10 protein-coding genes and 1 pseudogene are annotated in these 11186 nt (G+C 73.7%); 7 read left to right on the top strand and 4 right to left on the bottom strand.

Annotation, left to right across the window (positions count from 1 at the left end):
• From E1200_RS25280 to E1200_RS25265, 4 genes are all read right to left on the bottom strand, one after another.
• Window positions 1–571 (bottom strand): hypothetical protein (locus tag E1200_RS25280; protein ID WP_131954574.1); only part of this gene is annotated, 571 nt, incomplete at its 3' end.
• Window positions 568–774, bottom strand: a complete 207-nt coding sequence (locus E1200_RS34970; protein WP_243708824.1) for a helix-turn-helix transcriptional regulator — start codon at window positions 772–774, stop codon at window positions 568–570. The genes E1200_RS34970 and E1200_RS25280, both read right to left, overlap by 4 nt.
• Window positions 775–1126: 352 nt before the next feature.
• Entirely contained in the window at window positions 1127–1909 is a 783-nt protein-coding gene (locus E1200_RS25270) for an SWIM zinc finger family protein (RefSeq protein ID WP_131954572.1), read from the bottom strand.
• A complete protein-coding gene (locus E1200_RS25265; RefSeq protein ID WP_131954571.1) occupies window positions 1909–4935 on the bottom strand; it encodes a DEAD/DEAH box helicase in 3027 nt (1008 codons plus the stop codon). The genes E1200_RS25270 and E1200_RS25265 overlap by 1 nt, the downstream gene beginning before the upstream one ends.
• A 134-nt stretch (window positions 4936–5069) precedes the next feature.
• Here E1200_RS25265 and E1200_RS25260 point away from each other — a divergent pair, with 134 nt between their 5' ends.
• The 7 genes and pseudogenes from E1200_RS25260 to E1200_RS25235 all read left to right on the top strand — a co-directional run.
• Window positions 5070–5852: an enoyl-CoA hydratase-related protein gene (locus E1200_RS25260; RefSeq protein WP_131954570.1), complete on the top strand. Its 783-nt coding sequence runs from the start codon at window positions 5070–5072 to the stop codon at window positions 5850–5852.
• Between the two features lie 114 nt (window positions 5853–5966).
• Window positions 5967–6734, top strand: a complete 768-nt coding sequence (locus E1200_RS25255) for an SDR family oxidoreductase (protein ID WP_131954569.1) — start codon at window positions 5967–5969, stop codon at window positions 6732–6734.
• A 254-nt stretch (window positions 6735–6988) separates the two neighbouring features.
• Window positions 6989–7942, top strand: a complete 954-nt coding sequence (locus E1200_RS25250; protein ID WP_131954568.1) for an acyl-ACP desaturase — start codon at window positions 6989–6991, stop codon at window positions 7940–7942.
• Window positions 7943–8069: 127 nt separating this feature from the next.
• On the top strand, window positions 8070–8864 hold the full coding sequence (locus tag E1200_RS25245; protein ID WP_165950455.1) for a serine/threonine-protein kinase: 795 nt from the start codon (window positions 8070–8072) through the stop codon (window positions 8862–8864).
• Between the two features lie 51 nt (window positions 8865–8915).
• Window positions 8916–10145 carry a serine/threonine-protein kinase gene (locus E1200_RS25240; protein WP_131954566.1) on the top strand — a complete coding sequence of 410 codons (1230 nt, stop codon included), beginning with the start codon at window positions 8916–8918 and terminating at the stop codon, window positions 10143–10145.
• Window positions 10109–10519, top strand: a complete 411-nt coding sequence (locus tag E1200_RS33935; protein ID WP_165950454.1) for a hypothetical protein — start codon at window positions 10109–10111, stop codon at window positions 10517–10519. Before E1200_RS25240 ends, E1200_RS33935 begins: the two co-directional genes overlap by 37 nt.
• Window positions 10519–11186 (top strand): annotated as a pseudogene (locus E1200_RS25235) (serine/threonine protein kinase); the annotation flags it as partial. The gene E1200_RS33935 and the pseudogene E1200_RS25235, both read left to right, overlap by 1 nt.

The raw sequence follows: 11186 nt of genomic DNA, 5'->3' as shown, positions 1-11186 counted from the left end.
GTTCCTCACGCACCTGGTGATGCCGGTCCTCGTCGTCGGGTGGCGGATCGGCCTGCCGCCATCCGGCGACGAGGACCGGCATCACCAGGTGCGTGAGGAACAGCGCCGCGACCCCGGTGACGACGGCAGCGATCGGGACGTAGGTGCCGCGGTCTCCCGGGACGCTGAACACCGCCACGGCGACCACGACCAGCAGCACGAGCATCACCTGGTGCGCGACCGCGTGGGCGCGGAGCCGCTCGGTCACCTGGCGCTCGTCGAGCTGTGCCTCCGGCAGCGACGCCGTCCCCCGGGTCGCGGCGTTCAGCACCGTGAGCACCGGGATCACGATCACCACCGCCGCCATGAGCAGGCCGATGGTCCAGTACATCGCGGTGTCGCTCGGGGCGAGGTTCCACGAGATGACCGTCCCGGCCCAGACCATCGCGACGGCGGCTCCGCCCGTCCCCGCGAGCACGCGCCGGCGGCGCCGCGTCGCGTGCCACGAGGGCAGCACTTCCTTCTCCATGGCGTCCTTGCGCACCCGCCCCCGGCGCGTTCCCATCCTCGTCAGCTCCTGTCCGGCTCTCATGATGTGCTCCCCAGTCTCGGAAACGGCGTCAGCGAGAACACCACCTCGACCGGCACCTCGAAGAAGCCGGCGATGCGCAGCGCGAGATGCAGGCTCGGGCTGTACTCGCCGCGTTCCAGGTAGCCGATCGTCTGGTAGTGGACCCCCAGTGCCGCGGCCAGCTCGCGGCGCGAGACCCCCCGCTCGGCCCTGAGCACCGCGATCCGGTTGTGGACGTTCTCTTTGTCGGTCTTGTCGCCGCCGGTCTTGTCACCGCCGGTCTTGTCGCCACTGGTCTTCTCGCCGGCCCTGCCCCCGCCGGCCCTGCCTCCCGCCTTCACCGGGACCGCCTCCGCGGCCGCCTCGGGATCTCGTCCATGGGCACCTCTGGTCGTAGGCGAACGTCGATCTGGCTGCAGGATCTCTACAACGTCTTATAGTAGATGTACTACATTCGATCGCAGACATGCAAACTCCGCGCAGGCTCCGTGCAGGCTCCGTGCGGCTTCGCGCAGGCTCCGCGCAAGTGCGGATCGGGTGAACAGGGGCCTATCGCCTACCGCATGTGGTGCCGCGTCACTCCGGGTCGCGGCCGCTCTCCGCCAGGGCCTCGTAGACCGGGGCGAGGACGTCGGCCAGCGGGCGGCGGCGGATCCTGACCGGTGGGGGAGCTGCCACCTGAAGGACGAAACCGGGCGGGACGGGAGGCGCCGGCGGACGCTCGCGCAGATGGGCCAGGCCGGACGGCGGCGCCCAGAACCCGGTGGCCGTGAGGGGCTCGTCCGCCAGGTCGAGGGGATCGGGCTCGGCCTCCGCGCCGCGCCGCAGCGCCGCGAGGAGCTCGTCCCTGCTCCGGCCGTTCCACTGCAGGATGAGGAACGGGTTGTCGTCGAACGCCTCGGCCAGCAGGTACAGGACAGCCGCCGCGTGCTTGCACGGGTCGCCCCAGTCGGGGCAGTCGCACATGAGGTGCAGGTCGGACGCCGCCCCCGGGAAGAGGGCGAGGCCCAGTTCGGCGAAGACCCATTCGATCTCCGGCGGCATCTCGCCGGCCAGCAGGCGGGCGCGGAACACCGCGCGGGACGCCAGCTCCTTCTCCACGGCCCGCCAGTCCGCCTCGCCGATCGCATCGATGCCGAGGGCCACCTCGTACGGCTCCGGAGCCGAGCCCCGCACCTTCGCCGTCACCTCGTGCGGCGCCACCCGCAGGTCGAACACGTGGCCCTTGCGGGCGTAGGTCCGGCCGCGGGACAGCCGTCCCGTGTCGGCGAACGATTCGAGCAGGTCGATGAAGCGGCGCGACCACCACTGCGTGCCGATGGAGCCGCGCCTGTTGCGGGCCTTGATGCCCTCGGCCACTAGTCGCTCACCGCCTCGGGCGACAGGCGCAGGACGTCGCGCAGTTCGGCGACCGACAGCTCGGTGAGCCAGTCCTCGCCGGTGCCGACGATCGACTCGGCGAGGGCCTTCTTGCGCTCGATCATCTCGTCGACGCGCTCCTCCATCGTCCCGACGCAGATGAACTTGCGGACCTGGACGTTGCGGGTCTGCCCGATGCGGAACGCGCGGTCGGTGGCCTGGTCCTCGACGGCGGGGTTCCACCAGCGGTCGACGTGCACGACGTGGTTGGCGGCGGTCAGTGTCAGGCCCGTCCCGGCGGCCTTGAGGGAGAGCAGGAAGACCGCGGGCTCGTCGTCCTCCTGGAAGCGCTGGACGAGGTCGTCGCGCGCCTGCTTGGACGTCCCGCCGTGCAGCCACAGCACCGGCCGTTCGAGGCGGGCCGCCAGGTAGGGCTGGAGCATCGAGCCGAACTCGGCGTACTGGGTGAAGACGAGCGCCTTCTCGCCCTGCCCCACGACCTCGGCGCAGATCTCCTCCAGCCGTTCGAGCTTGCCGGAGCGGCCGGGCAGGCGCGAGCCGTCCTTGAGCAGCTGCGCCGGGTGGTTGCAGACCTGCTTGAGCTTCGCCATCGTCGCCAGGACGAGCCCGCGCCGCTGCGTCTCGTCGGCCTCGGCGATCCGCTGGAGCATGTCGTCCACGGTCGCCCGGTAGAGCGACGCCTGCTCGGTGGTCAGGTTGCAGTAGACCTTGATCTCCTGCTTCTCCGGCAGATCAGAGATGATCGATTTATCGGTCTTCAGGCGGCGCAGGACGAACGGCTGCGTCGCCCGCTTCAGTGCCAGCGCGGCCTGCTCGTCGCCCTCCCGCTCGATCGGGATCGCGAACCGCCGCCGGAACTCGGCGCGCGGCCCGAGCAGCCCCGGATTGGCGAACTCCATGATCGACCACAGCTCGGTCAGGTGGTTCTCGACCGGGGTACCGGTGAGTGCGATGCGGGTGCGCGCCGGGATGCTCCGCACCGCCCTGGCCTGCCGCGTCCCGCTGTTCTTGAGCGCCTGCGCCTCGTCGCAGACGACCCGCTCCCACTCGATCCGCGCGAGCGTCTCGGCGTCCCGCGCCGCCGTCCCGTAGGTCGTCAGCACGAGATCGGCCCCGGCGACGGCTTCGGCGAGCTCCTCGCCACGGTGCCGCCCCGTCCCGTGGTGGACGTACACCCGCAGCTTCGGCGCGAACCGCGCCGCCTCCCGCTCCCAGTTCCCCACCAGCGACATCGGCAGGACCGCCAGCGTCGGATCGGGGCGGGCGCCGTCCTCCCGCTCGTGGACGAGCAGCGACAGGATGGAGATCGTTTTCCCCAACCCCATATCGTCCGCAAGTAGGGCACCCAGCCCCAGATCGTTCATGAAGGTCAGCCAGGAGAGGCCGCGCTGCTGGTAGGGGCGCAGTTCGGCGTCCAGCTCCTCGGGCGTGCGCATCGGGGTGAGGCGGCGGTCGGCCTCGCCGGAGAGGAGGTCGCCGAGGGGGCCGGCGGCGTCGACCCCGGTGAGGGGGAGGGCGTCGTCGCCCGCGTGGACGATCGCGCGGATCGCCTCGGCGGCGGTCATCCGGCCGCGGCGGGGGCGGCGCAGGAAGTCGAGGGCCGCCGCCAGCTGCCGCTCGTCCAGCTCCACCCACCGGCCGCGCAGCCGGACGAGCGGGGTCTTCAGGCGGGCCAGCTCCTCCAGCTCGGCCTCGTCGACGCTTTCGTCGCCGATGGCGAGATCCCAGCGGAAGTCGACCATCGCCTTGAGATCGAAACCCGAGGGGGCCGCCGCGCCGGAGGACGCCTCCGGGTCCTCCTGGCCGGTGGTGAGCTTCATGCCGAGCTTCGCCTTGCCCGCCCACTGGGGGAGCAGGACGCCGAACCCCGCGGCGGCGAGCATCGGCGCGGCCTGGCGGAGGAAGCGGAACGCGCCGGCGGTGTCGAGGGACAGTTCGGCGGGGGACGGGCCGTCCAGGGCGGGCGCGATGTCGGGGAACAGGCGCAGCGCGCGGCCGAGGCCGGTGAGGAGCGTCTCCTCGGCGTCCGGGATCGAGGTCGCGTCGCCCGCCCACACCAGCGCGGCCGGCACGTACAGGCTGGGGTCGTCGGTGCCCTGGAGGGCGAACTCGACCCGCCAGGAGTCGTCGTCGCGCGGCTCCACCTGGCCGAACTCGGGGCCGGCGAACTCCTCCGCGCCCGGCTCGGCCAGCCGGAAACACACCCGCAGCGGGCCGGACGGGCGGCGCGCCGCGGCGGCCCACGCGTCCAGCTCGGCGATCAGGTCACCGGGGTCGTCGCGCGGCTCGCGGGCGACCAGCGGCGACGGGCCGGTCAGCGCCGCGACCCAGCGCTCGGCGAGCGGCAGCCGGTCCGGGGCCTTGCGCCGGGACACCAGCAGCGGATGCGGGACCACGCCGCGGACGGCGGTATCGACCAGCCCAGCCAGGGCCTCGCGCAGCACCTCGCCGGCGGGCCGGCCGCCGTCGGCGGCGCGGCACGCGGCCGGCATCGCGCGGGCCAGCGCCCGCAGCCGCACCGGGTCGTCGGCCACCGGGCGCCAGCGGGCGACGAGGTCGCCGTCCTCGCGCAGCAGCGCGGGCAGCACGTGGCCGCGCTCCGCGAGATGGACGGCCTCGTCCGCGAGCAGGCACAGGAACCGCAGGTCGCTGCCCGGCACGACGTCGGCGGCGTGCTCGGCGGCCTGGAGCAGCGCCATCGCGGCGAACGGCTCCAGGACGAGCGCCGGGACCGCCCACGGGCGCAGCTCGGGCTCGTCCGGCACCGGCTCCGGCCGCAGCTCCGCCGAGGGCAGCGGGTGTCCGCCCCCGTCCGGCGCGGACACGGTCGGCAGGGTCAGGGACAGCTCGACACGGAACGCGCCCCGCACCAGCGGCTCGTACGAGGTGCCGGTGAAGTCGCAGGTGGCGAACGGGTGCGCGCCGCGCCCGGGCTCGTAGGGGCCGGTGCGCTCGGCCCACAGGCACAGCGCACCGCCCTGCCAGGTGGCGTGGGCGACGAGCATGGTCACCGAAGCTACCAGGGGCCTCGGACGTCCCGGCGCACCCCGGCCGCGACTCCGGTGCCGCCCGCCACTCCCGTGCACCCGCTGGTTAGGCTCGAAACGTTCACCGCCGAAACGCAGCAGGAGGGGTAGCCGTGGGCGAGTTCGTAAGGGTCGAGGCCGCGGACGGGATCGCGACGATCAGGCTGGACCGGCCGAAGATGAACGCCCTGAACGCCCAGATGCAGCGGGAGCTGATCGACGCGGCCCGGGAGGTCACCCAGGACGAGACGGTCGGCGCGGTCGTCCTGTACGGCGGGGAGAAGGTGTTCGCGGCCGGCGCCGACATCAAGGAGATGGCGCCGATGTCGTACGCGCAGATGTCGGCGGGCCACTCGCGGCTCCTGCAGGACTTCGCCAAGGCGCTCGCCGGGATCCCGAAGCCGGTCATCGCCGCGATCACCGGGTACGCGCTCGGCGGCGGCCTGGAACTGGCCCTGACCGCCGACTTCCGCGTGGCCGGCGAGGGCGCCAAGGTGGGGCAGCCGGAGATCCAGCTCGGCATCATCCCCGGCGCGGGCGGCACGCAGCGGCTGTCCCGGCTGATCGGCCCGTCCAAGGCCAAGGACCTCATCTTCTCCGGGCGGCACGTCAAGGCGGACGAGGCCCTCGCGATCGGCCTGGTGGACCGGGTCGTCCCGGACGCCGACGTCTACACCGCCGCCAAGGAGTGGGCGGCGACCTTCGTCGGCGGCCCCGCGATCGCGCTGCGCGCCGCCAAGCAGGCCATCGACGCGGGCTTCGAGGTCGACCTCGACACCGGGCTGGAGATCGAGCGCACCCAGTTCGCCGCCCTGTTCGCCACCGAGGACCAGGCGAACGGCATGCGGAGCTTCATGGAGGAGGGCCCGGGGAAGGCCCGGTTCACCGGCCGCTGACCGCCCGCCGGCCGCCTGCCCGCCGCTCGCGGGCCGGTGACGGTATGAAACGTTACGTGTGTTTCTGGGCGTGCCGCCCGAGGTGGTGGAGATCGGCCGATAGCATCTGCCGCCATGCGACACGCGTACCGAACCGCGCTCGTGACCGGCGCGTCCAGCGGCATCGGCGAGAGCTTCGCCCGCCTCCTGGCCGGCCGCGGCACCGACCTGGTGATCGTCGCCCGCCGCGCCGACCTGCTGGACGGGCTGGCCCGCGAGCTCGTCGAGCGGTACCGGGTCGCCGTGGAGGTGGTCGCGGCCGACCTCACCGACCCCGCGCAGCGCGGCGAGGTCGAGGAGCGGCTGCGGGCCGACCCGGTCGAGCTGCTGGTCAACAACGCGGGCTACGGCGCCTTCGGGCCGTTCGCCGAACTGCCGCTGGACGACCACCTCGCCCAGGTCGAGCTGAACGTGAACGCGCTCGTGCGGCTCACCCACGCCGTCCTGCCGGGGATGGTCGAGCGCGGCCGGGGCGGGGTGCTGAACGTCGCGTCGATGGCGGGGTTCGCCCCCTCGCCCGGCAGCGCGACGTACGGCGCGTCCAAGGCGTACGTGGCGGCCTTCTCCGAGAGCCTGCACGCCGAGGTCGCCGCCAAGGGCGTCCACGTCACTGCGCTGTGCCCGGGTTTCACCCGCACGGAGGACGACGTCCCGGCGAACCTGCTCTGGCTGCGCCGGGACGACGTGGCCCGCGCCGGCCTGGACGCCGTCTCGGCCGGACGCGCGCTGTGCGTCCCCGGCATGCAGTACAAGGCGGCGTTCCCCGCCCTCAAGCTTGTGCCGCGGCCGCTGCTCAGGGCCGCCGTGAACCGCATGTGGCAGCAGGCCGCCGACACAAGGTGACCCGGCGGGGACGAACGGCGGGGACGAACGGCGGCGAGGACCTGCGGTGACGCGGGTCACGCCGCTTTTGCTCGGACCTACAAAACTCGCCGCGGGCGGCTTGTCACGGGGCTTACTTGACGCGGGTCACGCTCAGTGGCGACCATCGAAACCTACGCTTACGTAGGTTAGGTACGGCCCGCGGGCCCGCCCCCTCGTGCCGCGGGTGCGGCGGCCACCGTCCGGCAGTACACATCGTCCAGCGAAGGAACCGCATGTCCGTGACCCCCGAAGACAAGTTCCAGACCGGCCTCCTCCACGACCTCGAACCGGTGGTCGAGACGGAGCTCGACAGGCACCTGTCGATGGCGAAGGAATGGTTCCCGCACCAGTACGTCCCCTGGAGCGAGGGCCGCGACTTCGACGGCCCGCTCGACGGCGAGCCGTGGTCGATCGAGCAGTCGAAGCTGAGCGTCGAGGCGCGCGAGTCGCTCATCGTCAACCTGCTCACCGAGGACAACCTCCCCGGCTACCACCGCGCGATCGCGAGCGTCTACGGCCGCGAGGGCGCCTGGGGAACCTGGGTCAACCGGTGGACGGCCGAGGAGAACCGCCACGGCATCGCCCTGCGCGACTACCTCACCGTCACCCGCGCCGTCGACCCGGTCGCGCTGGAGCGCGCCCGTATGCACCACATGGAGGCCGGCTACGAGGCCGACCACGGCGACTCGTTCCTGCACGGGACGGCGTACGTGTCCTTCCAGGAGCTCGCCACCCGCGTCTCGCACCGCAACACCGGCAAGGCGTCGGGCGATCCCGTCTGCGAGCAGATGATGGCCCGCATCGCCGCCGACGAGAACCTCCACATGATCTTCTACCGGAACCTGATGGCCGCCGCGCTGGAGGCCGCCCCGAACGAGACCATGCGGGCGATCACCGACGTCGTCACCACGTTCCACATGCCCGGCCACAGCATCGACGGCTTCATGCGCAAGTCCGTCATCATCGCCAACGCCGGCATCTACGACCTGCGGCTGCACCACGACGACGTCCTAGTCCCGGTCCTGCGGAAGTGGAACGTCTTCGACCGCACCGACCTGTCCGGCGACGGCGAGAAGGCCCGCGAGGAGCTCGGGGAGTTCCTGGAGCAGCTCGACGCGTCCGCCACCAAGTTCGAGACCCGCCGCGAGGAGCGCCGCGCCCGCCAGGCGGCCAAGCGGCAGGGCTAGTCCCTCCCTCCGAGCCCGGCCCGCCGGCCGGCCCGAACGCCGTTCAGTCCGTTTTGTCCGGAACGCGAGCGGACGTTCCGGCGTCCAACCGGATATGGGGACGCAGCGGCGGCTGGGGGAGTATCGGTTGCTGGCCGAGATCGGCCGGGGGAGCACCGCGGTGGTGCACCTCGCCATGGACCCCCGCGGCCGCGAGGTCGCGGTGAAGGAACTGCTCCCGGAGCTCGCGGGGGAACCGGAGGCGATCCTCCGGCTGGCCCGGGAGGCGTCGGCGCAGGCCAGGGTCCGCAGCGAGTACGTCGCCCGGCTGCTGGCCGGGGATGCCGCCGCCGCGCGCCCGCACGTGGCGATGCAGTACGTGCCGGGCTGCCCGCTGAACGACCTGATCGCGGCGTACGGCCCGCTGCGGCCCGACCGCGCCGTCCGGTTCGCGCGGCGGCTGGCGCTCGCGCTGGCCGACGTCCACGACGCGGGCGTGCTGCACCGCGACGTGTCGCCCGGCAACGTGATCGTGCTGGGCGACCGCCCCACGCTGATCGACTTCGGCATCGCGCACGAGGCCGGCGCCGAGCAGATCACCCGGCGCGGGATGGTCGTCGGGACGCCCGCCTTCCTGGCCCCCGAGCTGATCGAGGGGGAGCGCGCCACCACCGCGTCGGACGTGTTCTCGTGGGCGGCGACGGTCGCCTGCGCCGCGACGGGCCGGCCGCCGTTCGGGCGCGGCTCGCTGCACGGGGTGTGCTTCCGCATCCTGCGCGGCCAGGCCGACCTCGCCGGGGTCCCCGGCCGGCTGGCCGCGCCGCTGCGGGCCGCCCTCGCGCGCGACCCCGCCCGCCGGCCGACCGCCCGCCGGCTCGCCGGCGCGCTCGCGGACGGCGGAACCCCCGGCCGATCGAACGGCGAGGGGACGGCCGCCGCGTGATGACGATTAGATCTTCTCGGCCGGATCGGCGAGAGTAGGGTTTCGGAAACGATGAAGGGAGCCGTCACGTCCGGGGAGCGAATCGGCCACTACCGCGTGCTGGACACCCTCGGCGAAGGGGGCATGGGCGTCGTCTACCTCGGCGCCGACTCCGAAGGCCGCAACGTGGCCATCAAGGTGCTGCGCCCCGCCGTCGCGGGGGACGCCACGGCGCGCCGCAGGCTGGCCCGCGAGGTCGACTCGATGCGCCGGGTGCACAGCCCGCACGTCGCCGAGATCCTCGACGCCGACGTGACGGCCGAGCGACCCTACATCGTGACCCAGTACGTCCCCGGCAACACGCTTGAGGAGGTCGTCGAGGAGTCCGGGCCCGTGTACGGGCAGGCGCTCCAGCGGCTCGCCGTGGGGCTGGCCTCCGCGCTGTCGGCGATCCACGGCGCGGGGATCGTGCACCGCGACCTGAAGCCCGGCAACGTGATGCTCGTCGACGGCGAGCCCGTCGTGATCGACTTCGGCATCGCGCAGGCCGCCGACGCGACCCGGCTCACCGCGACCGGCATGGTGATCGGCACCCCCGGCTACCTGGCCCCCGAGATCATCGAGGGCGAGGACGCCGGCCCGCCGTCGGACGTGCACGCCTGGGCGGGCACGGTCGCCTACGCCGCGACGGGCCGCCCGCCGTTCGGCTCCGGGACGTTCGAGTCGATCTTCTACAAGATCATGCAGGGCACCCCGGACCTCGACGGCGTGCCCGACGCGCTGCTGCCCGTGCTGCGCTCGGCGATGGCGCGCAACCCCGCCGAGCGCCCCACCGGGGTCGCGCTCGTGCAGCTCACGCGGCGGATCCACATCGAGGCCACGATCACCGACCAGACGCGGATCGATCAGCACTACCGGCCGCCGTCCGCGTCCCCGGCCGAGCCCGCGCCCGACCACTCCCGGTCCTTCTCCATGCCGGCCCCCGGGCCGCCGCCGCACGACGCGCCGCGCCCCACCACGCCGGGCTCCACCGCGATCCCGGCCGTCGCGCCGACCGCGAGCGCCGCAAGCCCTACGGGTGGTACCGGCTGCTCAGCTTCATCGTCCTGGTGGCGCTGCTCGGCTTCGCCAACATCGTGCCGCTGGTCGCGGTCCTGGTCACCGCGGGCGGCGTGCTCGTCCTGCGGATGGGCGACAAGGCCGCGCAGGGCATGGAGGGGCGCCAGACGCGGCGGGGCCCGCGGTCCGGCGACGCGGTCGCGGCGGTGTTCCGGACGCCGCTGCACCTGCCGGGCGCGCTGATGTCCAGCGTCCTGTGGACGTCGCTCAGCCTCATCGCCGGGCTGATCCTGCTCGGCATCCTCGTCTTCGCCAGCTCCGGCATGACCGCCTCCACCGCCATCGCCTACTCGGCCATGGCGGTGATCCTGCTGCTCTGCCTCGCACCGGGCAGCGGCCCGCCCCGGCGGCAGCTGGCCCGGATCTGGGGCGCGCTCCTGCCGCGCGCCGAGGCGGCCCTGGTCGCGGCCTTGATCCTCGGCGTCTTCGCGGGCGTCCTGGTGGTGCTGTCCCAGGAGAAGCCGCCCGACACGACCCCGCTGGACGGCATGAGCCAAGACTTGGAGAGCCTGCGCGCCGACGTCCGCGACCTCTTCTCCGGCATCCCGGGCCTGTGATGGAGCGCATCGGTGCCTACCGGCTGCTGGACCCGCCGGGCGGCGGGGGCGGTGCCGTCCGCCGCGCCGCCGGGCCGGACGGCCGGGACGTGGCGATCAGGCTGCTCCCGCCGGGCGCTGCGCCCGACATCGCCCGGATGCGCGCGGTCCTGAGCCCCTACGTGGTGGACGTCCTGGACGGCGAGCCCGCCGGGCCGCGGCCCTACGTCGTGGCGCGGTTCGTCCCCGGGCGGCCGCTGGCGGAGACCGTCGCCGGGCAGGGACCGGTCTCGGGCGCCGAGCTGCGCCGCCTCGCCTTCGGGCTGGCCAAGGCGCTCGACGCCATCCACGCCGCCGGCCTCGCGCACGGCCGGCTCGGGCCGGAGACGATCCTGGTGGTGGACGGCGCGCCCGTCGTCGTCGACTTCGGCCTCACCGCCGGCGCCGACACCGGCGCCGACACCGCCGCGGACGTCAGGGCGTGGGCAGCGGCCGTGGCGTTCGCCGCCACCGGAACCGCCGAACCTCCATCCGTTGCGGGCCTGCCCGCCGACCTGCGGCCGCTGGTGGCGGCCGCCGCCGCGCCCGATCCCGCCGCGCGGCCGGCCGCGGCCGAGCTGGTGGAGGCGCTGTCCCGGCTGGACCTGCCGGCCGTCCCGTCCGCCGCCGGACCGCCCATCCCGCCGCC

Origin of the sequence: Actinomadura sp. GC306 (genome assembly GCF_004348665.1) — a bacterium.
In the GTDB taxonomy this organism is placed as follows: Bacteria; Actinomycetota; Actinomycetes; order Streptosporangiales; family Streptosporangiaceae; genus Spirillospora.
The sequence above is the reverse complement of the archived record's forward strand: the minus strand, read 5'-3'. Positions and strand labels throughout refer to the sequence as shown.